The sequence below is a fragment of the Niallia sp. FSL W8-1348 genome (assembly GCF_038006745.1).
GTDB classification, from domain to species: domain Bacteria; phylum Bacillota; class Bacilli; order Bacillales; family Cytobacillaceae; genus Niallia; species Niallia alba.
Genome location: NZ_JBBOVV010000001.1, coordinates 2,389,780 through 2,412,661, shown reverse-complemented (window position 1 = coordinate 2,412,661; position 22,882 = coordinate 2,389,780). Strand labels below are relative to the sequence as shown.

Genomic DNA, 22,882 nt, shown 5'->3' with positions numbered 1-22,882 from the left:
ACAGAGATCATCTATTTATAAATCCTTTATTCATTTAGGTAACTTCTTTCCTATCTTTCTATCATGAAATTTATTGTGGTTGCAGAATCGTCCGCTTTAAAAACTCTCTAGTACGTTCTTGTGTAGGATTTTGAAAAATCCGCTCCGGACTTCCTTCCTCCGCAATAACACCTTTATCCATAAAGATAACTCGATCTGATACTTCTTTTGCGAATTCCATTTCATGTGTTACAACAATCATCGTTAAGCCAGAATTGGCAAGTTCCTTCATGACCTTTAAAACCTCGCCTACCATTTCTGGATCAAGAGCCGATGTAGGCTCATCAAACAGCATAACATCTGGATTCATCGAAAGAGCTCTTGCTATTGCGACTCGCTGTTTTTGACCGCCTGATAATTGTTTTGGCTGTGCATTAATATACTTATCCATACCAACAACGTTTAAGTAATGCATCGCTACTTTCTCGGCCTCTTCTTTGGATCTCTTTAGGACCTTTATTTGTCCTACTACACAATTATTGAGAACATTATGATTGTTAAATAGGTTAAACTGCTGGAACACCATCCCTAAGTGTTTTCGATAGGACGCAACATCATGTTTATCATCCAATATATTTTCTCCATGATAGAGTATTTGCCCGCCACTTGGTTTTTCTAAAAGATTAATACAACGAAGTAGCGTCGATTTACCAGATCCAGACGAACCGATAATGGAAACTACTTCTCCTTTCGTTACAGAAAAATTAATGTCTCTAAGTACTTCATGTGTTCCATAGGATTTATTAAGATGCTGAATATCAATAATTTTTTCCATCTGTTTTTCACCTTCTTCCATTATTTAAATTTGCCTCTTAATTGGTCATCTCTTCCGATCACCGTATAGCTATCAGATCCATCTAATTTCTTCTCCATATATAGCAATATTCTCGTTACAATAAAGGTCATCACAAAATAAATGAGACAAGCTACAAAGAAAGATTCAAAATATCTAAAGTTATTTCCTGAAATCGATTTTGTCACGAAATATAATTCTGTCACTGAAATAACATTCAGTACGGACGTATCTTTAATATTAATAACAAACTGATTGCCAGTTGCAGGCAGGATATTTCGAATAACCTGTGGCAAAACAACATTCCACATTGCTTGAACATGATTCATCCCAATTGCATGCGCTGCTTCAAACTGCCCTTTATCAACGGAAATAATTCCGCCTCGAACAATTTCTGCCATATAAGCTCCTGTATTAATCGATACGACAATAATCGCCGCAGTAAGAACATTCATATTTATACCAAATGCTAGCGCAGAACCATAATAAATAACCATCGCTTGGACAATCATCGGTGTTCCACGGAAGAATTCAATATAGATAGACAGTATGATATTGACCAGTTTTAAAATGACTTTTTTTGCACCTCGTTCTGGTGTAGGGATCGTGCGAATTACACCTGCTACCAATCCGATAGCTGCCCCAATAATCGTCCCTATCAAGGCAATCAAAAGGGTTAAACCAGCACCACGAAGGAACATAGGCCAATTCTCTGAAATTATTTTAATGATCCATTCAAGACTCATCTTTTCTCCTCACTTACTTTACTGTATAAAGAGGCTGGGACAAAACTAGATAGCCAATCTGTAAAGACGAACAATCTCTAATTTATCACTTAAATAAAGGTTCCTTTTATACAATGGTTATTTATGTTTTTAAATATAGTCAAGTGTAAAAACTAATTCGTTCCATTGCGCTACAGAAACTCGCTTTCCGCGGGGAGCAACCTAAGCCTCCTCGGCTAAAGCCTGTGGGGTCTTAGGTTTTGCTCTACTTCCCGCAGGAGTCGAGTGTCTTCCGCTCCATTCCACTCTGTTTTTAAAGGCAATTCCCTAAAAAATATTGTTTTTTTAGAAAAAATGAATTAGTAGGAAATATGGAGCAGCCTGAATACACGTAGACTCCTATGGGAGCTGCGAGAAAGTCCGAGACCCTGCAGGCCATAGGCCGAAGCGGCTCGGCGCTCGCCCCATGGAAAGCGAAGTGTATTCAGGCTGCGGATATTAACACTAACTGTACTGAAACAGCCTTTTATAAAACTAATAAAACCCGAACAATCATTTAGGATTATTTGATAGTTGTTCGGGTTTATCTATGACTGGAATACTTATTTCCCAGCCTCTTTATCCTTTTTATTCTGCTGCTGGTTGATTTTTTATAGCATTATCCATTATGCTTGCACGTTCTTCTTCTTTGATATCTGCTAAAATTTTATTAATCTTCTCTGTTAAATCACTGCCCTTTTGAAGGCCAACTGCGATAGATGTATCTTCTTCCGATGTTTCAAATCCATCACTAAATTCAACCATTGCAAACTTGTCATTTGCAGTTGAGGCACTAACTCCTTCAGGACGTTCTGAAACATATCCATCAATAACTCCTGACTCAAGCGCTACCCTCATTGCTGGGAAGTTATCCATAGCCGTCTTTTTTTCTACACCTTCAATTTGATCAATTACAGAATAGTGAAAGGTATTCAGCTGTGCTGTAACTTTAGCACCTTTGAAATCTTGGATAGAAGCAGCATTTTCATACTTACTTCCTTTTTTCACAACCATTACTAAATTTGATTTATAATAGCTATCTGAAAAGTCAATTGTTTCTTTACGTTCTGCAGTTGGTGACATCCCTGCGATAATCGCATCAATTTTCCCAGAAACTAATGCTGGTACTAATCCATCCCATTCTGTTTTAACAATCACTAATTCTTTTCCTAAACCTTCAGCCACTTTTTTCGCAATTTCCACATCATATCCGCCAGCATATTCTGAAGAGCCATTGATTTTCACAGCTCCATTAGAATCATTGTTTTGTGTCCAGTTAAATGGAGCATAACCCGCTTCCAGTCCTACTTTAAATGTATTATCATTTGATGATCCAGAAGCTGAATCACTGTTCGTCCCACATCCTGCCAATAAAAGCATAGCTCCTACCATTAAAACCATAAATAATGTAAACTTGTTTTTCATGATGTCTCTCCTCCTATTAATCTACTAAAACAAAAAAAACGACCTGAGATCAACTCAGGTCGTAGTATATGTAATAGCCCTAAAGTCCTCTCTTTTATCCCAAATGAGATAGCACAACTCAATAAACAAGGGGTTTATTGAGACAGTCCTGCAGCTCTTAACTACAGACCCAGCATGTAATACGGAGAAATATTACACACTTCGGCGACATTTCCTTCTCCTTAGCATCATAGCTTCTCAAACTCCGCTAAAGACTGTTAAATATCGCGCCTCTACCTCACTGTTAAAAGTGAGGTCTTATTCAATTATTTTTAATAGTACCGTATTTTGTCGAGATTCGTCAACTTGTTTTTATCACCATTACCTTTGTAAATTGTATTTTATTTGGTTTTAATAAGGAAAAATCTTTATCACAAAACGCTTCTTTTCAGCAAATTTGTACTACTCTCTGTATTATTATAAAAATCAACTGATTATGATTTTTAGTCCTTCTTAGCCTCATATACCTTCAATGATTTACCTTTGATTGGCGTTTTCTTCATTCTTTCCAATACTAAACGCCCTTTATCATTTAAAATCTCTACATAAGAAAAAGTATCCATTATGGTAATAATCCCAATATCCTCTGCTGTTACACCTTCTATTTTAGCGATCGTTCCAACAAAGTCGACTGCTCGAAGCTTCTTTTTCTTGCCGCCATTAAAGTATAATTTCATAATTTGCTTGTTCAATTTTTCATTTTTTGCCTTTTTAATAGTTGGTTCTTCATTCTTTTTTGCTTCAAAGTCAGCTTGCCTATTGGCAACTTCTTCTTTTGCAGGAGCATCTATCATTGGAATTTCAAAACCTATATATTCTTCTATCTCCTGTAAAAACCTATCTTCAAATGGTGTCACAAATGTGATGGCTTTCCCTTTTTTACCTGCCCGCCCTGTTCTTCCTGTGCGATGAACATAGCTCTCCTTTTCTAAAGGAAGATCATAATTGATCACATGGGTGATATTATCAATATCAATCCCTCTAGCTGCCACGTCTGTCGCAATTAAATAGTGGAACTCTCCCCTTTTAAAATCATTCATGACTTCAAGTCTATCTTCCTGTACCATACCACCATGGATTTGATCACAGTTATATCCTAAATCTGTTAATTGATCACTCAAGGTATCTACTCTATCTTTTGTACGACAAAAGATAATACAACTATCAGGATTTTCTACAATCGTTACATCTTGAAGAAGAGAGAACTTATCCTTCTCTTCTACTTTTATAAGCGAGTGTTCAATTTTATCTGTAGTCAATCCAGTCGCCTTGATTTCAATATCAATGGGTGTCTTCATATAGCGCTGTGACAGTTCTTTAACCGCCTCAGGTAAAGTAGCTGAAAATAACATGGTTACTCGATTTTGTGGTAATGCATTGATGATAGCTTCTACCTGTTCAATAAATCCCATGTTTAACATTTCGTCCGCTTCATCAATTACAAGATAGCTAATTCTGTCTAAGGACAATGTCCCTCTCTCGATATGATCCAATACGCGACCTGGTGTACCGACCACTACATGCGTCTTTTGTTTTAATTCTGTTTTTTGGATAGCAAACGGCTGTTTTCCATATACAGCTGCTGCTTTAATTCGTTTAAATCTTCCTATATCTATAAAATCTTCTTTAACTTGAACAGCAAGTTCCCTTGTTGGTGTCAAAATTAACGCTTGAGGTTTATTCTCTTCCCATTCCACTAATTCACAAATAGGAATCCCATAGGAAGCCGTCTTGCCACTTCCAGTTTGTGATTTCACAACAAGATCGATTTTTTCTAGTACAAGAGGGATTACTTTATTCTGAACCTCTGTTGGTGTTCTATATTCTAAACTATCTAGAGCTTTTACTATTTGATTACTTAAATTAAAATCATGAAAATTCTTTGCACTCATCATTAAGCCTCTTTTTATTTTAAATTATTCTTTTATTATTTCCGTAAGGTCTTATTATACGCTATTTTTCTTAGCAAATTAGCTAAAGCTGTAATTATAATGAGTGTTCAGGGAAATAAATTGTAATTAATTCCTCAGCGGAAATCATTATATAAATTACATATCATAATAGCAAAATTTTCCATGGAGTACTTAGCACTAAAGTGATTTAATTTTCCCCAATTCATCTATAAAGGCTGGCCTTTTCTTATATAATCCTATTAGTTCGTTTATCAACTCCACTTGTTGTGGCTTACCTGCAATCTTTTTATATCTCGTTATTTTGTGACATACACCTTGATAGGCTCTTCGATTGGAAGAAATGCTTGCAATCGAATGTATATATTTCTTGTATATTTCAATGACTTCTTCTTTAAACACTTTGACTAGCTTCTCAGCATAATCTTCTATATAGCTAGGATTATTTTCAACAAAATCCAACATTTCTTCAAGATCATTTTCTTCCTCTATCAATTTAAGAAATATACGATTCGTATGCCAGCCTTTCTCCGTTTTCAGTTCATTTTTTATACTCCTATAGAATGAGGATACATCTTGATTTTCTTTGGCTAATTCTTTTAAGTCCCTATAATATTCAAAGTCACCAGCAAGCAAAAGTTCCTTGGCTAACACTTGCTGTTCTTCTTTTAATGCAAGGAATGTATATGCTGCGTAGCGAAATTTTTTCCATTTAGATAGTAATCCTGGGTATTGTTGATCCTGCGTTTCTCCTTCTTTAGCCACTTCAATAACTTTATGGTAGTTTTTCTCTTGAAGGTATTTATTCAATAATTGCTCTCTGAAGGACGAAAACTGAAGATGCTCGTGAATAAATTGATCTGCTTCATCTTGTGAACCATATTGCACAATGAGCTGAAATAATAGCTGGAGCATACTTTCATTATTATAGTACGTATACCTCTCCCTTGATTTATTATCAATCATGGACTCTATTTTATTTTTAAGTTGCTCCCTATGCCTTTCATCATCGGCAAATCCAAAACAAATGGTTAATAAATCAATCTTGTAATCTAACCATCCCTCAAAAACTTCATTATCGGTTTGGGCTAGTAGTTTCTCAAATATTTCTGCACTTTGATGATCTAATCCAACCCGGCTAGTTACCATTTCCGCTAATAATTCTAGTGTTTCCCTGACAAGATAACCAATATCCCCACTGGAATCATCCGCATATTGAAATGCAGCGATTGCTTCCTCGAGCAATAATAGTGTGATATCCAATGCCACTAGCACATTTTCAGTATTTCTTGCTTTATCTATTACATCTTCCATCTCTCTTACAAAAGCGCCCGTATCTCGATACTTGATAAAACCTTCTCTGCCTGTGTACTTCCTCACAATTGAATGAATTAGCTCCTGACATATTGCAAGCTCCTGTTGAGGATAGCCATTTGAATACTTAACGATGAGACTTTTTTCAAAGGTAGCATCATGATTTGCGCAATTGATAATAATATGGATCAATTCTTCTTTTGAGAGATTACTTAAAACCTCATGAATTGTCGTTCGTTTGTTGGTCATATTCGTATCATTTTTAGTTGTGGTTACATGATTGACCATTTCAAATAGTTGAAAATAGGCTGCAACTTCGTGTTTACATACTGGCCCAAAATCATAGGGACAATCACATTCAGAATATAAAATTTCTCCGTCATCCCCAAGCTGCACTACCACTTCGTAGTCATCGCTTCCTTCAATAAGAAAAATATATTCATTATCGGCTTTTTCATAGACTTCTAAAATATATCCTTCAATATAATAGCTATATCCTCTGTCTACGATCGTTTTATTTATATCGTTCTCAAAATGATTAATGTTCATTTCCAGTCCCGCCCAATCCATAATTGTCCATTACTACCCTATTGGATCTTCATTTTCAAATTATGTACTTTTTCGATTATATAATGCTTTATCATACACTCAATGTTCCATTACTTTATTACACATTCCCTAGGTATTTTTTTACTAACGCTTCAGACTCTTTGATTCCAGACTCAGTTAAATATACTGACTTAGATTTGATACTCCCTCTAAGCAAATCTTTGTCGTAAAATTCATTCAGGACGTCAAATGGATATCCCTTCCAACTTCTCCTCATTTCTTCTGGAAAATCCTTTTCTTTCCATGATGTTAAGTATAACAATAACAGAGTAAGTTCCTTAATCTGTTTCTCCATCTCGATTAACCCTCTTTCCATGTATCGTTTAATTCTAGCTTATTAAAAAAAAATTCAATTTACAATATTGTTTATCCCTGATTTAGCTAAGATATATTAAAAAAGGTGTCCATTCTTTATGAAGGGAACCTGTTGGTAGTAAATCAGTAGTACAAAAGATGATTTCTCAGTCACAGTGACGCCCCAAAAAATCTTGTTTCATATAGATGTTACACAGTTCATAACGTACAACTCTTCGAATATTGCTTAATAAATAAAGTGACTATAAAAAAACCTATTTTAGAAACGGTTTTACCCAAACTAAAAACAACAAAATGTTGAATTTACAGCGTTTTTTGGTTTTTCTTTTCTCTAATTTTAGCTAAAAAACTATTTTTCGAATAGCCCTTTTAGATTCAGTTGCTATTTCAGTTTAGCAAATTCACGTAGTTACACTCTCTATCAATTTCGACAAATTTCGAGAAGTCACTGTGACCATAACTTTTTAATCCCTAAATTCCCAGTTGCCTCTAAAATGTTATAAGTAGACATAACATTATTTTCAAATGTCACTTCATTTGGATGGAAATATGCAAGAATTGCTCAAGCTCTTCCTAAGAAATTTCGTGTAAGCGGGATGGTTGTAAGGAATGAAGAGAAGAGAAAGTTTTTAGAACAAAAATGGAATGTCACTACTTACAGTAATTTGTCTCAACTCTTGGAAAATGAGAATCCTGACTTCATAGTAGTATCCGTAAGTGGATCAGCAATCCCTGACTATATGCTTCAATTAGGAGAGCTTGGTATCCCGGTATTAGCAGAAACTCCTCCCGCTCCATCAATAAAGGAGTTAGTAACCCTTCATGAAAAACTTACTTGTAGAGGTGCTAAAGTACAGGTTGCAGAACAATATTATTTACATCCTATACAGCAAGCATGACTATCCCTTATTGATTCTGAAAGATTAGGAAATGTTACGCAAGCTTCCGTTTCTATTTCCCATTTTTATCATGGCATAAGCTTAATGAGAAAAATGCTCGGATTTGGTTTTGAGAATGCAACTATTAGAGGAATGAGATTCGAATCCTCCCTTGTAGCTGGTCCAGATCGGAGTGGCCCTCCCAAAGAAGAAAAAATCATTTTAGCTGAACGCGACTTGGTGTCGCTTGAATTTGATGGAAAGCTAGGAATCTATGATTTTACAAAAGATCAACATCGTTCGTGGATTCGTTCGAATCATTTATCTGTGCGCGGAAACCGCGGGGAAATATTCGATAATCGATTGGCAGTGTTGAGCGACTATTCAACGCCTGCTTTCTTGGATTTAAAGCGGATTAATAAAGGAGAAGAGGAAAATCAAGAAGGCTATTACCTGGAAGGAATTATGGCCGCGAACGCTGGGTTTATCGAAATCCTTTTATTCCTGCAAGGCTCTATGATGATGAAATTGCCATCGCTTCTTGCTTAAAGAAAATGGCAGAATATATAGCAGGCGGTCCGAACTTTTATAGCCTTGCTGAAGATCAATACCTGGGGCTAATGATGGAAAAGGCCATACTATCTAAGGAAAATTGTTAAGACTGTTCGCCAACCATGGGCTGAAAGCTAATGGAAATGGCTAACAGGATGGTTCAGTCTGGACTGTATGATTGATTGAAGAATTGTTTAAGGACTAGTCAGGTTGGGATTTGAATGTCCGTCATTTCTTATACGATTCGAACTACTGACGATTTGGGAGATTGAGAAAAAATGGTGTAACAATAAAAATATGCTGTGGTTATTTGTAAGTTACATAATCCCCTATTCTCCAAGGAAACATTTAGAAAGATCGTTATTTAAATAAATGAAGGCAGACTTCCATAAGAAAATACCTATTTATGATATTGCTCTCCATAACGCATCTAAATAAGGATTTCTTGGATTTTTTACTTAACCAAAAGAAGGATACACGCCCATCTAACTTCCTTTTCGATAAAAATTCTGAACCTTAAGTAACTAGAGAAAGTAAAATAAGCGGAGTTTTTTCTGTTAGATGCAGAGTGGAGCTAGTTTCAGGGGTAATTAAGGGTAAGTTTTCCGATTATGTAAAGCAAAATTCCCCATTTTCATGTTTTTCGAGTCGATAGGCGGAATCTCTCCGTCTATTTAAGCTATTTTTTTATTCTTTTTCTAATTAAGCGGAATTTTTCCGTCTATTTATCAAATTGGGCGTTTAACCAGATCTCCCAACCGATAAGAGCGAACCCTCTTGATCCCAGAGGCAGGAATCAGCATCTTTTTTTCGACTAGTCGAGAAAGTATTTTTTTCACCGTCTTATCACTTAAATTCAAATACTTCTCGACTTCTTTAGGAGATATGGGTTCTCCTTTCCGTATCACTAATCGCAGTACTTCCTTTTCGACAATGGACAAAGATATCTGGTCTAATTCTTCACCCAGCCATTGGCCAATCACTTGCTGAACAATCTGCTGGCATCGACGAGGCTTCTCTTTCACTTGGTCATAAGAAAATCGGATAACAGTCCATCCATCAATCACCAATTGATTTTGACGTTCCAGGTTGTCGGAAAATTGCCATCTACTTATGTTCTTTAGGTGAGGACCATACCCGTCGATTTCAATACATATCCGGATACCAGGACGAATATAAGCAAAATCCAAATACCTTTTGCCATCCTTGAAATCATCGACTTCATATTCTGGGTGAAGGTGCTTAAAGTGAAAAAATATTGGCCACCACACTTGCCTCAAAAACAACATTTCAGCCTGATTGTGGCCTTCTTGTAAGCGCCGCAACTGTTCACCAGTTCTTGCCTGCAAGTGAGCATTCAAAAAGGCATGATATTCTTTTTCAAATCCCATAGGATTCCTCCTCCTATCCATACATATTCAATACTACTATTTATCATTTGAACTTCGGACAGATTTTAAGATCGATGATGTTAGTGACAGAGAAAAAAAGAGGTTTAATATGGCTTAAATTATAGAAAGTAAGAGGCGGAGTAGCAAATATACAAAGAAAATCTAGAGAGATTTTGAGGATAGAACTATTTATAGTTTAATAAAATTCTTACATTTGTCAATCCGTTAAAAACCTTATTATGCTAAACGCCTCTCCAACCTTAAGGAGAGGCGTTTAGCTGAAAACTTCATTTACTTATGCTATATGCAAAACAGTTGAGGTTCAGTCTTTGCAGATCATTCCCCATCATCCCCAAGACTCCACTTGATTAGTTTAAATTCTGCTTCCCCTTCCATACTAATCATAGCATCATTTGGATTTGGAAAATATCGAGCAGTGAATACCTCTTCACCATCATTGATAAAAATCTCCAAGGAGGAATGATCCATAAAAATTTGCAACTTAGAAACAGAAGCTATTTTGCAAGTTCTTGATTCTAGATCATCTGTCATTAAATTTCTTCTTTTTAAGGTAAGTCTTTCTGCGTCAAAACTTAAGTACGCTTCATTCCGAAATGAAATCCTGAATGGAGCAGTTTTTACAAAGTCTATAATAAATTCCGCTGAAATCCCTTCAAATTTGTTAGTTTCCACGACTACTTGGTTTTTTCGCAACTTTTCCAATTCTTTCACTGGCCTTTGAAAAATTTTTCCATCGTGAAGTTCTAATTCTCTTGGGATTGTTAGAGCATGAACCCAGCGATTAACAATCGTTGGCTGATGTGCTTCCAACTCATCAGTGATTCCCATCCAACCGTAAAGAATGGTTCTCCCTGACTTATCCGTAAATGTCTGCGGTGCATAGAAGTCAAAGCCACGGTCCAGTTCGGTAAATGTCCCATGCTGAAACTTCATCCTCTTATAATCTAATTCCCCTATTAAATATCCAGATTGGAACAAATTATGATAGAAATCACCTTCGGGCTCGAGCCCCTGAGGTGAAACTAATAAAACATCTTTACCATTTAAATGAATAAGATCCGGACATTCCCACATATATCCAAAGTCCTTCCATCCATCCATTCCTGATCCAGCAATTCGCCCCGCTTCCTCCCAATTGTACAAATCTTTAGAGTGGAATAGTGCAACTGCCCCCTTTTCCTCCAAGGTTTGTGCACCAACAGCCATATACCAGTGGTCATCTTTTTTCCAAACCTTCGGATCACGAAAATGAGATGTGTAATGTTCAGGAAGCCTTAATACAGGACCAAGCTTTTCAAAATCAATCCCATTTTCAGAAACTGCAAGGCATTGATACGTTTCCCGAGTCCCATCTTCTTGCTTCACATTACCCGTATAAAAGAGGTACAGTTTTCCATCCGCCTCTACTGCACTTCCAGAATAACAGCCGTTTCTGTCATACCATTCACTTGGAGCCAAGGCAATAGGCTCCTCCCGCCAATGAACCATATCTTCCGAAGTATAGTGCCCCCAAAATTTAGCACCATGGGTCGTTTCAAATGGATTCCATTGGTAAAAGACATGATATATCCCTTTAAATTGGATTAATCCATTCGGATCATTCAGTAAGCCAACAGGCGGCATTAGATGATAGCGTAATCGATAAGGGTCATTTATTACTTTATTCCTATATTTTTTTACTTCGTTATAAGCTTTTTGTATAAGGATTTCTGTCATTTCAGAACCTCCTTCTTAAGAAAAAATACTTCATTTCAGCCTAATTCTCCTGCTCTTTATCTGAGTAGCCGAACATCCAAGTCAGTACAAAAGCAACAGCAATTGCAACGGCGTTCACTAAAATATATTGTAAAATCTGTCCATTTAAATAAAGCAGTAAGCCAGGAATTACGGTAATTGCCATTCCAGTTGCCTTTAGACCAAGAATAGAAGCTAAAAATCCACCTGCTGCACCACCGATTAGTGCCATAATAAACGGTTTTCCATAACGAAGATTTACTCCAAAGATAGCTGGCTCGGTAATTCCTAAAAATGCCGAAAATGATGATGGTAGAGCTAGAGCTTTTAATTTTGCAGATTTTGTCTTTAATCCAACTGCCAAAGCCGCTCCCCCCTGTGCAGCAACCGAACACGTTACAATAGCGTTGTAAGGATTATTTTTGAATTCAGCAAGCAGTTGAATTTCTAACATATTGAATACATGGTGAACACCAGTGATTACAATCAACTGGTTCAATCCGCCAATTAATAGTCCCGCCAAACCAAACGGCCATGAAAGGACATTTGTCGCTACATCTAAGATTCCTTGTTCGACTGTATGGAATACTGGTCCAATCACTAATAGTCCAAGTGCTATCATCACAAGCAGCGTCAAAAATGGTGTAACAATTAAATCCAATGTTTCAGGAACACGTTTTCTAATCGCCCTTTCAAGCTTGGCCCCAATAATACCGGCGATAAATGCTGGAATCACAGAACCTTGATAACCAACTACTGGAATAAAGTCGAAGAAGCGAAGTGCTTCCACACTGCCGCCTGCAACATCATAAGCATTTGGCAAAGAAGGTGATACAAGCATAAGACCAAGAATCAACCCTATAATTGGAGTTCCTCCAAATACTCTAAACGTGGACCAGGCAACAAGTGCTGGCAGGAAAATAAACGCTGTATCGGTTAATATCTGTGTAAATAGCAAGAAGTTTTCTGATATATCTTCCGGCTTCATTCCAAAGAGCGCTAATATTTGATCTTGCATTACCAAGCCACGGATACCCATAAACAATCCTGTTGCAACTAAAACGGGAATAATTGGTACGAACACGTCTCCGAATGTACGGATAGCTCTTTGAAATTTCGTTCCGCTTTTTACTGCTTCCTTTTTCTGATCCGAGGCAGACTTTGTATGAAGCCCTAAGTTAATTACCTCTTCGTATATTTTATTTACTGTTCCTGTGCCAAAAATAATCTGATATTGACCAGAATTATAGAACGCTCCTTTTACTTTGCTGATTTGTTCTACCTGTTCCTGATTGATTTTTTCTTTATCAATGACCATGAGTCTTAGTCTTGTTGCACAATGTGCTACCGATTGAATATTATCCTTGCCACCAACAGCCTCAATCACATCTTGTGCGATTTTGCGATTTTCTGTCATTTTAATCACCCCTATTTTTTTTGTGTGTGGAATCGATTACACATTTGCTAAAAAAATAATTAATTCAAAAATCAGTTTTTCTGGAATCGATTACACAAAGCGTAAAAAAGATATTTTTTTCGAAAGTTCAACTGTGTGGAATCGATTACACATATTATAAAAATAAAGTGTAATCAAAAAGCTTATATGAAATCGATTACACTGTAATTATATACTGGAACGTTCAATAAGTCTATATTTTATTTTCCTGTTTTTTCCCTGGGTATTTCCGTCATTAATTTGTTCTAATAACAGACCTGCTGCTTCGCTCCCTACCTCCTCTATTGAAAAATCAATCGTAGTTAAAGCAGGAGAAATAAACCGAGATAGCTCTGACGCTCCCATTCCTGCTACTGCCATTTCATCTGGAATAGATAGTCCTGCATCTTTAATATATTGCATAGCTCCAATTGCAAGCCGATCTGTTACAGCAAGAACTGCAACAGGCATTTGCTTAGACAATTTCATGATTCGGCTCATACAATGATAACCAGAATCCACATCAAATATTCCTTTTTGAACCCAGCTATCCTCTATAGGTAAATTATTTTCTTTCATTGCATCCAAGTAACCAGCTTTCCTTAAGTAGCCCACGGAACGGTCCTCTTCGTCTACGCCAATAAAAGCAATTTGATTATACCCTTTTTTTATCATTAAATAAACCAACTCTTTGGAAGCTTGATAATCATCAAAAAGCACATTAGAAATTCCCGAGATTTGTTGCCCCACTGTCACAAATGGGATATTCAACTGACTAATTTCCTCTACTAATGGCTGGTTGATAATAGTCGCAGATAAGATTATTCCATCAACATGTCTGCTTTTCAATAGCCTTAAATACTCGATTTCCTTTTCAGGATTCAGATTTGTGTTGGTTAAAAGAATTTGATAACCCTCTTTTGCAAACACTTCATCCAATCCCTTTACAAGACGACTCGATGTTTCCGTGCTAATTTTAGGAAGAATGACACCGATAACTTTTGTCTTTTTCGTCCGTAAAGATTTCGCATACTCACTAGGGATATATCCAGTCTCTTCAATTGCCTTTAATACTCTTCTTTTTGCATCCTCACTTACATAACCAGAATTATTTATAACCCTTGAAACGGTTGTGCGTGAAACACTTGCCCTTTCAGCTATTTCGTTAATTGTTGCCATGAATAGATCCTCCTGGGCACAAAATTATCATATAACTATTCTTTTCACAAGTATTTTAACAAAAAATCTATGGAGATTGAAATCGCTAATTCCTTTTTCCCTGCTTTCTAACTTACGAATGGCTGGTATTTTTGTAAAAGGGGCATTTTATTCTGCGCTTTATCTCTTAATAGAATTCTCCCCCTTCTAAGCGGAAAATTTCTACCATTCACTCACATGCATTAACAACAAACGATTATTTGGCGTATAAACTTACCCTTTTTAACTTCACACCGATCTACTATTTCAAACCCCACTTCATTAAGTATTCCATCTATATCTTCTGTCGTCACGACAACCATTTTTTTAGTAAAGCGACGTGCACATTGGAGCATTTCTAATTTTTCCTTATCCGAAACGACTGAGCAAAGGTTATAAGGCATGTCTATAATGGCCACATCATACATTTCCGTTATGTCTCTGATATCTCTTAAAAGTACTGGTCCAGAAAGGCCAAAATGAGCGAGATTATTCCGAATCCCCTTCATTACTAAAGGATTGTAGTCACTACCTGTTATATTAATTCCCATTGATAAAGCCTCTACCAATACTGTCCCGATGCCACAGCAAGGATCAATTACCGTAACGCCTGCTAATTCTGGAACCGCAATATTGACTAGTGCTCGGGCCACTCGAGTAGTTAATGCCGTTGAATAGTTATGAGGCTTTTGTTGATGAATATGCCAAATGCCTTGATTCTCCGAATAGAATCCGAAATACCATTTTCCTTTTAACTTGGTAATGGCGAATACTACCTCAGGATGATGAAGATTCGCTACACCTGGAATCAAGGTTCCAACTTGTCTAGCAATCGCTTTTCTTTCTTCAAATTCCATCTGATCTCGCTGATCGCTATCTCGATAATTAATGCCGATTACCTTAAAAGTATTACTCAATGAAGGCATTACCTGAACCTCTTGTAATAAATCTTCTAAAGTATCGCATATAAGGAGAACTTCTATTTTCTCTTTTATAAAGGGACTCCTACTTGGGTCTATATTTATGCTGCTCTCTAATACAAAGGCATGTAAGTTAGCACGAAATAGGGAACGAACCTCCAATTTACATAACTGCTCTTCTTCTTCCGCATAATTGAATGTATATAACACTAAATTATTTTGGCTCAAGTTCCTTCTCTCCTTTTTTCTTAGATAAGTCTTGAGTGATTCTATTTTTTATAAAATCTCAAAAGGCCATACTCATAATTAGGAGTATGGCTACCTTTTTTACATATTCTCATTTTAAATTTTGTTAAAGCCCTCTTCTTTTAGGTAGTCACAAGCTTCTTCATAGCTTGAAAAACTATTTTCTAGATTATCGCCAGCATATATATTCCAAAAACCTTCTTCTTGTAGAAGGAGGAGCGTATTTTTGTCAGCATCAAGCCATTTTTCTTCTTCCGCCGCTTCTTCATCCAGCGTCTCTTCTTCTAGTGCATTAGGTGTTAATGATTGAATAGATTTTTCAATAATATCTCTTAGTTCTTCCTTTGAAAAATCTCGAATATTCACCAGACCTCTATCATCTGTATCATACTCATCTAGCTTATCCGCATAAACAAATCCATTTCCATTCGGATGTAAGTGATACACTACATTCTTTTTGTCGCTTCCACTCTCCTCAAAATGAAAATTAACACGTTTTAATGAAACATTCTTTCGTTCCAATTGAGGGAACGACTCTATGATTTTTAGCTTTTCTTCAAATGATAGCATATTTGCCTCCAAGGGTTTTTGATTATTATATTATTATGACATAGTTTCTTTTAATTATGATTTGGTCCCATTCTATTTGTGGTAAAACTAATATACCACGTTTGGTTGGTATAAATATAGTCAACTTACTAGGATATAATTTCTAAACTTTTTCCATCTTCTTAAAGTCTCGTATTGCTTTTGAGAGTGCTAAAATAATTTCTTGATTAGGTGTTAGAATTCCCATTTCTATATTACTATTTTGCAATTTTAGTTTGTTTCTAGAATGAGCTTTGGTGTGGAGAAAGTCATTTTAGGTTAGAGAATTCGCAAACAAACAGGTTACGCCTTGGAGAACAGTGAGCATCTATTAACCAAACTCTCAAATTACTATGAAAATATTAGGTACTCCCTGTTAACTTTATTACATATAGGGAATACACCTAGAATAATAGGCAGAAGGAAATCCATACATAAGGAAGTGAACAACATGAAAAAACTAGCCTTGCTATTCTCAGGAGTATTCCTTGTTTTTTTCCTCGTCGCTTGTTCGGAAAACACTACGACTAGTAAAGAGAGTGAACAACATGATGAAGAACAAGTGCAAAAAGAGGATGCTGCTGACGTGAAGGAAGATAAGAAAGCAACGGAAGAAGAGAATCCGCCTCCATCCTACAAACCGATGAAACCATCAGAAAATGCTTCTCCCCTAAACGAAAAGGTAGTTGAAGAGGAGATAGAGAAAATGCCGAGTGAAGAAGCTCGCGGGGAGGATCGCACTAGGATGGTCCCACTTGGAGAAACATTAGTAAAAGGGGCCGATGATCAATCCGATGGCCCATTAAAGAATCATCGACTCATAGCCTATTATGGACATCCAAACTCTTCCAACATGGGAATATTGGGAGAAATGGAACCAGATGAATTAATGGCAAAATTAAAAGAGCAAACACAAGCATATTCAGATGCAGATCCTTCGCGTCCTGCCGTGCCAATGATTGAGCTTATTTCTACCGTAGCACAGCGTGAACCTGGGACTGAAGGGAAGTACTATCATCCAACTCAACCAGAGCAGATTGACGAATATGCCACACTCGCGGAGGAAAACGACGCACTACTTATGCTGGATGTCCAACTCGGAACAGATTCAGTCCTAAATCAAGTGAAATTACTCGAAAAATGGCTGAGGCTCCCGCATGTCCACCTAGCTATTGATACAGAATTTCATGTAAAAGAAGGACAAACTCCAGGTGTCAATCTTGGTCAAGTAGACGGAGCTGAAGTGCAAGAAGCGGTACAGTACTTAACAGAAATGGTAAAAGAAAATGATTTACCAGATAAAATTGTCCTTGTCCATCAATTTATGGACGAAGCATTAACGAACAAAGAAGCCATCCAACCAACCGAAAATGTAGAAGTTGCCTTGAACTATGACGGTTGGGGCGATTCTAATACTAAAATGGCACTCTACCGCAAATTCGTGCGCAACGAAGCAGTGCAATACGGTGGATTTAAAATCTTTTATAACAAAGACAAACCTGTGCTAAGTCCCGAAGAGGTCTTAAAATTGGATCCCAGCCCCGCGATTATTAATTATCAGTAAGGAATTCTCCATGAAGGAAATGTTATGATATAAGGCTGGGACAAAGCTAAATAGTTAATCTGTAAAGACAAACAATCTCTAATTTAGCTCTTAAATAAAGGTTACTTTCATATACTGATTATTTATATTTTTAAATATATTCAAGTGTAAAAACTAATTCATTCCATTGCGCTACGGGAATTAGCGAGACAGCCTGAGACCCCCTGCAGGCTTATTTTTTAAAGAACTTGGCTTCCCTTTAAGAAAATCAAAGAAATTATTGATAGCCCATTATTTGACCGACAAGAAGCAAGAAAACAATGAGGTAATAAAGCAGTCGATGAGGCAAATGAAAAAGCGAAAAACATGACTGCCTTCGATCAAGAAAAATTCAACGAAATCTATCGTAACCTCGCCTCTCTTCGCCATCTTTCACTTGATTCCAAAAGGCTCAAGAAGGGATTCATGAGTGGTATCAGTTCTTAAACAAAATGGGGAACTACTCCCTTGAGGCCTTCAAAGGTTTAGAGCAAATGTATGTAAATGACGAGCGATTCACGAAAAGCATTGATGGATTCGTTGAAGGCTTAGCGGCATTCATGCGCGATGCCATGGCAGTCTATGCAGACACACAAAAATAATAATAGAGAAAACCTATTCAGATACCCTTAATAGGTTTTTTCCTGCAGCCCTGCCTTCGTTCTTTTTCAAATAGGCTATGCTAAAGCTGAATGTTGATTTTTTTGCATTTTGTTGATTGAAGTGGAAGGCATGAGACTCCTGCGGGAGAAGCGGTGTTAGACAGAAGGAGTACATGCCCCTATTATCCAAGCACTTCAGGGGTTAAGAGGATTGATTCCAAGTGAATCCTCTAGCGGAGATACAAAATGCTTACTTCACTATCATCTCCTTTAAATCTATTATCACACCAGATTCAATCATAAAATCTATTCCAAGAATGCCATTAAATCCATAGGTTTCTTTGGTTATTCCTAACTGTAATTGAAAGGCATCGAACAAATGGTGATTGATTATTAAATCAGATACAATTTGTTCATAGCAGAGTTCACTTTCTCCTCCAACTCCATACATCCTTCTTGGTCTGCCATTAGCTCGGTCAATAATTAGGCCAATTGCTTCTACTTCATCAGTATCGAAAATAGTTGTGGAACAAACATCCAGTATCTAAAAGAACATCATTTAATTGCATTGTCTTTCCATTATAAGAGAGCAGAACGGAGACTAGAGGTAAGTAAGCGTCAAATAACTCCCACCTTTATCAAGATGGGAGCCTATAGTATTATTTAGATAACTTATTAAAGACTATACAATTTACAGGAGTTGATGATGACCAAGGAAGCAATTGATCTAAGGCTTTATCATCTGTCAAATCAATATTGGGAAGCTGCTCAAACAGATAGCGAAGGTAGTAAAATGGATTTAATCCATTTGCTTTGGCTGTCTCCACAATGCTGTATATAATGGCACTTGCTCGTGCACCCTGCGGTGTATTTGCGAATAACCAATTTTTCCTTCCAATAATTACTGGTTTAATGGAGCGTTCGCTTCGATTATTATCTATCTCCAAACGTCCATCCTCTAAATAGGCCACTAACTTATCCCATTGATTTAGACTGTATGCAATAGCTTTTCCAAGTGCACTCTTTGGTAAAACTTTTTGTTCTTGTATTTTAAGCCATGACAAATAAGCGTCTAGTACTGGTTTACTTTGCTTAAGACGTTCATCATAACGATCTTTTGGATCAAGTTCTTTTAATTTACGTTCAATCGCAAAAAGTTGATTACAGAAATTTAGACCTTCTGTTGCTGTAACTGGTTTTGTGCTATTTGCTGGCATGGATTTTAGTGCATCCGTGTACATTCTACGGGCATGACCCCAACAGCCTACCAGTGTTACATCGGGTACCTTATGGTACCCGGCATAACCATCAACTTGTAAGTATCCTTTAAAACCATTCAGGAAGTTCTTCGGATTTTCTCCTGCCCTTGTTTCCTGGTAATCATAAAGAATAATGGGTGGTCCTTCTTTTCCTGTGCGATATAACCATAAATAAGATTTAGATGTGGCTGGTCTGCCAGGTTCGTGTAGAACTTGGAGAGTAGTTTCATCAGCCATCAATAAATCCAGCTTTAATAAAAGGGAATGCATCCGATTATATAGTACACTTAACCACCGATCCGTACCAATAATCATCCAGTTGGCAAAAGTTTGACGAGACAGATTAATACCCATCCTATTAAATTGTTGTTCTTGACGATATAAAGGAAGACCATCTACATATTTTTGAGTCATAATATGTGCCAAGATAGAAGGAGATGCTAGGCTTCCCGGTATAGCCGGTTTGGGCGTAGGTGCTGTTTTAATAGGTGTATGAATCTCCTCATGCTCACAATGGCGACAAGAATAAACATACTTAACATGTTTTTTCACTTTCAATTCCGCAGGAATATAAACTAGCTCTTGTCGAATGTCTGTACTCATTTCATGTAATGCTCCACCGCAACACGAACAGACCTGTTCCTCAGTTGGCAAACGATATTCAATCGTTTCCACAGGCAGGTTTTCTAACATCGCTTCACGTTGACCACGTTTTTTACGACGACGCTGAAAGGAAATAGATTCTAAAACAGGTTCTGGTAACTCAGAATTTGATTCCTTTTCGATCTCATTAAAAAGTTCCAATTGACCAGGGAGAGTTTTTTCGCTTGATACGCCGAATCTTTTATGTTGCAGAAGACGAAGCTGTTCTTCAAGCCATTTTAATTTGGCTTCTAATTCGTTTTTTTCTTTGAGCTTCGCCTCTAATTCTGCATTTTGCTTTTCCAGCATTTCTAAGCGTTTTAGAAGTTCTTCAGTTGTAGGAGTTTTGGTAGATAATTTCGCTGTCTTTTTCATGAATTTATTATACAACAAGATAGACAAATTTTCGATTTTTCATTATTTAAATAACGGTTCTTGCAGTTACGACAGGATGGGCATGTTTTTGTTCCAAGGATAACCCATCTAGTAACCAATTTAGTTGTCGCCTAGTTATTATTAAAGGAGTAGAACCATTGTCATCTGATGGCCATTGGAATTGTCCCTTTTCAAGTCGACGGTAATAGAGCCAAAATCCATTTTTATCCCAATATAAAATTTTCATTTTATCTCGCTTTCTATTACAAAATACAAATAGATTAGGAGAAAAAGGATCTAGATCAAAGGCTTCTTGAACAAGTACAGCTAATCCATCAATCGATTTTCTCATATCCGTGACTCCACGTGCGAGATAAACGCGATCAACAGTAACTTCATTCAACATTCTCTTTCAATACCTTTATGACATTTGTAAGAAGTGTAGGATCAAAGCCAGGATTTACTTCGATAGAAACAGTGCCGACCTTGATCATTAAAGAACTGCATTGTGTTGGTTTAGTTTCTTCTATGATTACTGAAACCCACGAATTATTCTCTTTCTCCTTATGTTGATCTTTAATTCTTTTTTTCCAATATCCAAATTGATGATAACTTACACCATTAGCCTCACACCATTTAGCCTGGGATTGACCACTTGCTTTGTGGGCGGCAATTCTCTCTTCCCATTCTTTCCGTAATGCTAGATTGCGGCTTTTAGTCATGAAAAAACCTCCTCAAATTTATAGTATTTGAAAAGATTATCTCAAAGATTATTATATATAAACATGTGGGAAGAGTTTGACGCTTACAGACATAATCTTTGTTTGTAGAACCTTTTGTTATTATGTTTCTAATAAATTTTTTTAGAAATTTTACTCGAACTAGTATTAGTTTAACAACTTTTATTTTGTAAGAAAGTAAGATTTTTTTGTATTAACCACTTGAAACCCACCTGATATCAGGTGGGTTCTGTTTCGTGCCTATCGCATACTCTACTGAATAAGGTCAAAATAGAAAAAGCTGGTTTTAAATAAGATAAGGTATTTTTTTGACTATAGACCCTTTAGTATTATAAAGTTCTAGCCCTCCTAAATAAAGAAAAGCAATAAGGTTTTCATAGTTACTCACGTGTTAAAGTACTTAAAGTCCTTGCAAATATTCTTGAGGATAACAAAAAAGAAGTCTGTTCAGAAGTCAGCCGTAAGGTTTTGTAAAAGTGGTACATTACTGAGGGCTGGTGGAAAAGCTATTGAAAATTGAAAGCAACAGAAACTCGTAAACCATAAAAAACGCTCTATTCGCAGCCATATCTTGAGTCTAAATTATGTATATCTTTATACCTCTTCAATAGAAAGAGCATCTATCTAAGTTAGAAACAGAAATAAATGCCCTAGCCTAAGATATTGAAGAATAGAATATCATTCCTAAATTAAATAAATTCATGCTCTCTCTAATTGATCCGTGTTTCACAGTCTATAAAAATTTATACAATAAAGTACAATTGCTGAAAGTTATTAATTATGAAATCAGCATTATTATTTTTATCGTTTCCTTCAGTAAAATAACAAGCACTTATCCCTGCATTTTTCCCAGATAATAAATCTAAATCTCTATCTCCTATCATTATAGCTTCTGAGTGAATTATATTATATTTATTTATAAGATAATTAATTCCATCCGGGCTTGGTTTTCTCTCAAAACCTTGTACAGATGTAATAAAATCAGCAAAATAACCATATAAACCGTAATTTTTCAATAATCTAATTGAAGATTCCCCTCGATGCGTAAGTAAATAATTTCTTCTATTAGTCGAATGAATGTATTTACAAATATCTTCAATTCCTTCAAATGGTTTAGATAATTCTAATTCCGCCTCTTTTTTTCGTTTTTTATATTTTATTATAAACTCTTTGTCTATTAAATACTTTTTTTCATAGTATTTTAATGCAGATGATGCAGATACCTTCAATTGTTTCATGATTTCTTCTAAAGGCTCTTCTACTTCATGTTCTTTAAGTACTTCCTTAAATATTTTTGCCATCACTGGGTACGTATCAAAAAGCGTACCATCAAAATCCCAAATTATATGCTTGTACATTTTAACTCCCCCAATAAGAACTTAAATGCTTTCACCCATGAAGATAGCATTCTAAATGAGTAAATTCTATTTTTTAACATTTTAAAACTATTTCCCTATTACTGAAAAGTACTTAGAGTAACAACACAGTCATAGCCTTGCCAGCTTAACCTCT

The 22,882-nt window shown here is 36.4% G+C and carries 20 protein-coding genes, 2 pseudogenes and 1 riboswitch; of the genes and pseudogenes, 4 read left to right on the top strand and 18 right to left on the bottom strand.

The genetic code is table 11. The features are described from left to right. Positions 1-70 precede the first annotated feature (70 nt). From NST60_RS11590 to NST60_RS11560, 7 genes and pseudogenes are all read right to left on the bottom strand, one after another. Positions 71-814: an amino acid ABC transporter ATP-binding protein gene (locus NST60_RS11590; protein WP_016201542.1), complete on the bottom strand. Its 744-nt coding sequence runs from the start codon at positions 812-814 to the stop codon at positions 71-73. Positions 815-834: 20 nt separating this feature from the next. Further along, entirely contained in the window at positions 835-1,578 is a 744-nt protein-coding gene (locus NST60_RS11585; RefSeq protein ID WP_016201541.1) for an amino acid ABC transporter permease, read from the bottom strand. 606 nt (positions 1,579-2,184) lie between these two features. Beyond that, complete coding sequence (locus NST60_RS11580) at positions 2,185-3,021, bottom strand: transporter substrate-binding domain-containing protein (protein WP_341098814.1); 837 nt, start codon at positions 3,019-3,021, stop codon at positions 2,185-2,187. 101 nt (positions 3,022-3,122) lie between these two features. Next, positions 3,123-3,304: riboswitch (Lysine riboswitch) on the bottom strand. Positions 3,305-3,503: 199 nt separating this feature from the next. After that, positions 3,504-4,952: a DEAD/DEAH box helicase gene (locus tag NST60_RS11575; RefSeq protein WP_341099832.1), complete on the bottom strand. Its 1,449-nt coding sequence runs from the start codon at positions 4,950-4,952 to the stop codon at positions 3,504-3,506. Positions 4,953-5,150: 198 nt separating this feature from the next. Further along, entirely contained in the window at positions 5,151-6,833 is a 1,683-nt protein-coding gene (locus NST60_RS11570; RefSeq protein ID WP_341098813.1) for an SWIM zinc finger family protein, read from the bottom strand. A gap of 118 nt (positions 6,834-6,951) precedes the next feature. Beyond that, positions 6,952-7,188, bottom strand: coding sequence for a DUF6429 family protein (locus NST60_RS11565; protein ID WP_341098812.1), 237 nt, complete (start codon positions 7,186-7,188; stop codon positions 6,952-6,954). A 480-nt stretch (positions 7,189-7,668) separates the two neighbouring features. Then, positions 7,669-7,764 (bottom strand): annotated as a pseudogene (locus tag NST60_RS11560) (NAD-dependent epimerase/dehydratase family protein); the annotation flags it as partial. A 40-nt stretch (positions 7,765-7,804) separates the two neighbouring features. Between NST60_RS11560 and NST60_RS11555 the strand changes: the two are divergent. Together NST60_RS11555 and NST60_RS11550 are read left to right on the top strand one after the other, a co-directional pair. Then, positions 7,805-8,107: a Gfo/Idh/MocA family oxidoreductase gene (locus tag NST60_RS11555; RefSeq protein ID WP_341098811.1), complete on the top strand. Its 303-nt coding sequence runs from the start codon at positions 7,805-7,807 to the stop codon at positions 8,105-8,107. A gap of 84 nt (positions 8,108-8,191) precedes the next feature. Continuing rightward, positions 8,192-8,635, top strand: coding sequence for a hypothetical protein (locus NST60_RS11550; protein ID WP_341098810.1), 444 nt, complete (start codon positions 8,192-8,194; stop codon positions 8,633-8,635). A 731-nt stretch (positions 8,636-9,366) separates the two neighbouring features. Here the strand turns inward: NST60_RS11550 and NST60_RS11545 are convergent. From NST60_RS11545 to NST60_RS11520, 6 genes are all read right to left on the bottom strand, one after another. Continuing rightward, on the bottom strand, positions 9,367-10,029 hold the full coding sequence (locus NST60_RS11545; RefSeq protein ID WP_341098809.1) for a BlaI/MecI/CopY family transcriptional regulator: 663 nt from the start codon (positions 10,027-10,029) through the stop codon (positions 9,367-9,369). 336 nt (positions 10,030-10,365) lie between these two features. Further along, on the bottom strand, positions 10,366-11,766 hold the full coding sequence (locus NST60_RS11540; RefSeq protein WP_341098808.1) for a sucrose-6-phosphate hydrolase: 1,401 nt from the start codon (positions 11,764-11,766) through the stop codon (positions 10,366-10,368). 40 nt (positions 11,767-11,806) lie between these two features. Then, the gene (locus NST60_RS11535; RefSeq protein ID WP_341098807.1) at positions 11,807-13,201 is read right to left on the bottom strand and encodes a sucrose-specific PTS transporter subunit IIBC; all 1,395 of its coding nucleotides are present in this window, start codon (positions 13,199-13,201) and stop codon (positions 11,807-11,809) included. A 207-nt stretch (positions 13,202-13,408) separates the two neighbouring features. Beyond that, positions 13,409-14,398 (bottom strand): LacI family DNA-binding transcriptional regulator, encoded by a 990-nt coding sequence (locus tag NST60_RS11530; RefSeq protein ID WP_341098806.1) that lies wholly within the window; start codon positions 14,396-14,398, stop codon positions 13,409-13,411. A 221-nt stretch (positions 14,399-14,619) separates the two neighbouring features. Further along, positions 14,620-15,564 (bottom strand): TRM11 family SAM-dependent methyltransferase, encoded by a 945-nt coding sequence (locus tag NST60_RS11525; RefSeq protein ID WP_341098805.1) that lies wholly within the window; start codon positions 15,562-15,564, stop codon positions 14,620-14,622. A 114-nt stretch (positions 15,565-15,678) separates the two neighbouring features. Beyond that, complete coding sequence (locus NST60_RS11520) at positions 15,679-16,152, bottom strand: hypothetical protein (RefSeq protein ID WP_341098804.1); 474 nt, start codon at positions 16,150-16,152, stop codon at positions 15,679-15,681. A gap of 469 nt (positions 16,153-16,621) precedes the next feature. Here NST60_RS11520 and NST60_RS11515 point away from each other — a divergent pair, with 469 nt between their 5' ends. Together NST60_RS11515 and NST60_RS11510 are read left to right on the top strand one after the other, a co-directional pair. Then, positions 16,622-17,734, top strand: a complete 1,113-nt coding sequence (locus NST60_RS11515; RefSeq protein WP_341098803.1) for a hypothetical protein — start codon at positions 16,622-16,624, stop codon at positions 17,732-17,734. Between the two features lie 211 nt (positions 17,735-17,945). Next, a pseudogene (locus NST60_RS11510) lies at positions 17,946-18,354 on the top strand (MerR family transcriptional regulator); the annotation flags it as partial. 250 nt (positions 18,355-18,604) lie between these two features. Here the strand turns inward: NST60_RS11510 and NST60_RS11505 are convergent. From NST60_RS11505 to NST60_RS11485, 5 genes are all read right to left on the bottom strand, one after another. Then, on the bottom strand, positions 18,605-18,805 hold the full coding sequence (locus tag NST60_RS11505) for a hypothetical protein (protein WP_341098802.1): 201 nt from the start codon (positions 18,803-18,805) through the stop codon (positions 18,605-18,607). Between the two features lie 208 nt (positions 18,806-19,013). Continuing rightward, positions 19,014-20,564, bottom strand: coding sequence for an IS66 family transposase (gene tnpC, locus NST60_RS11500; RefSeq protein WP_341099768.1), 1,551 nt, complete (start codon positions 20,562-20,564; stop codon positions 19,014-19,016). 112 nt (positions 20,565-20,676) lie between these two features. Further along, entirely contained in the window at positions 20,677-21,036 is a 360-nt protein-coding gene (gene tnpB, locus NST60_RS11495) for an IS66 family insertion sequence element accessory protein TnpB (RefSeq protein WP_341098000.1), read from the bottom strand. After that, positions 21,026-21,352, bottom strand: a complete 327-nt coding sequence (gene tnpA, locus NST60_RS11490) for an IS66 family insertion sequence element accessory protein TnpA (protein ID WP_341098001.1) — start codon at positions 21,350-21,352, stop codon at positions 21,026-21,028. Before tnpA ends, tnpB begins: the two co-directional genes overlap by 11 nt. A gap of 761 nt (positions 21,353-22,113) precedes the next feature. Then, the gene (locus tag NST60_RS11485) at positions 22,114-22,728 is read right to left on the bottom strand and encodes an HAD-IA family hydrolase (protein WP_341098801.1); all 615 of its coding nucleotides are present in this window, start codon (positions 22,726-22,728) and stop codon (positions 22,114-22,116) included. Positions 22,729-22,882 lie beyond the last annotated feature (154 nt).

Coding starts and splice junctions, on each gene's coding strand:
- NST60_RS11590 (WP_016201542.1), bottom strand. CDS start 814: ATGGAAAAAATTATTGATATTCAGCATCTTAATAAATCCTATGGAACA.
- NST60_RS11585 (WP_016201541.1), bottom strand. CDS start 1,578: ATGAGTCTTGAATGGATCATTAAAATAATTTCAGAGAATTGGCCTATG.
- NST60_RS11580 (WP_341098814.1), bottom strand. CDS start 3,021: ATGAAAAACAAGTTTACATTATTTATGGTTTTAATGGTAGGAGCTATG.
- NST60_RS11575 (WP_341099832.1), bottom strand. CDS start 4,952: ATGAGTGCAAAGAATTTTCATGATTTTAATTTAAGTAATCAAATAGTA.
- NST60_RS11570 (WP_341098813.1), bottom strand. CDS start 6,833: ATGAACATTAATCATTTTGAGAACGATATAAATAAAACGATCGTAGAC.
- NST60_RS11565 (WP_341098812.1), bottom strand. CDS start 7,188: ATGGAGAAACAGATTAAGGAACTTACTCTGTTATTGTTATACTTAACA.
- NST60_RS11555 (WP_341098811.1), top strand. CDS start 7,805: ATGGTTGTAAGGAATGAAGAGAAGAGAAAGTTTTTAGAACAAAAATGG.
- NST60_RS11550 (WP_341098810.1), top strand. CDS start 8,192: ATGAGAAAAATGCTCGGATTTGGTTTTGAGAATGCAACTATTAGAGGA.
- NST60_RS11545 (WP_341098809.1), bottom strand. CDS start 10,029: ATGGGATTTGAAAAAGAATATCATGCCTTTTTGAATGCTCACTTGCAG.
- NST60_RS11540 (WP_341098808.1), bottom strand. CDS start 11,766: ATGACAGAAATCCTTATACAAAAAGCTTATAACGAAGTAAAAAAATAT.
- NST60_RS11535 (WP_341098807.1), bottom strand. CDS start 13,201: ATGACAGAAAATCGCAAAATCGCACAAGATGTGATTGAGGCTGTTGGT.
- NST60_RS11530 (WP_341098806.1), bottom strand. CDS start 14,398: ATGGCAACAATTAACGAAATAGCTGAAAGGGCAAGTGTTTCACGCACA.
- NST60_RS11520 (WP_341098804.1), bottom strand. CDS start 16,152: ATGCTATCATTTGAAGAAAAGCTAAAAATCATAGAGTCGTTCCCTCAA.
- NST60_RS11515 (WP_341098803.1), top strand. CDS start 16,622: ATGAAAAAACTAGCCTTGCTATTCTCAGGAGTATTCCTTGTTTTTTTC.
- NST60_RS11505 (WP_341098802.1), bottom strand. CDS start 18,805: ATGTATGGAGTTGGAGGAGAAAGTGAACTCTGCTATGAACAAATTGTA.
- tnpC (WP_341099768.1), bottom strand. CDS start 20,564: ATGCTGGAAAAGCAAAATGCAGAATTAGAGGCGAAGCTCAAAGAAAAA.
- tnpB (WP_341098000.1), bottom strand. CDS start 21,036: ATGTTGAATGAAGTTACTGTTGATCGCGTTTATCTCGCACGTGGAGTC.
- tnpA (WP_341098001.1), bottom strand. CDS start 21,352: ATGACTAAAAGCCGCAATCTAGCATTACGGAAAGAATGGGAAGAGAGA.
- NST60_RS11485 (WP_341098801.1), bottom strand. CDS start 22,728: ATGTACAAGCATATAATTTGGGATTTTGATGGTACGCTTTTTGATACG.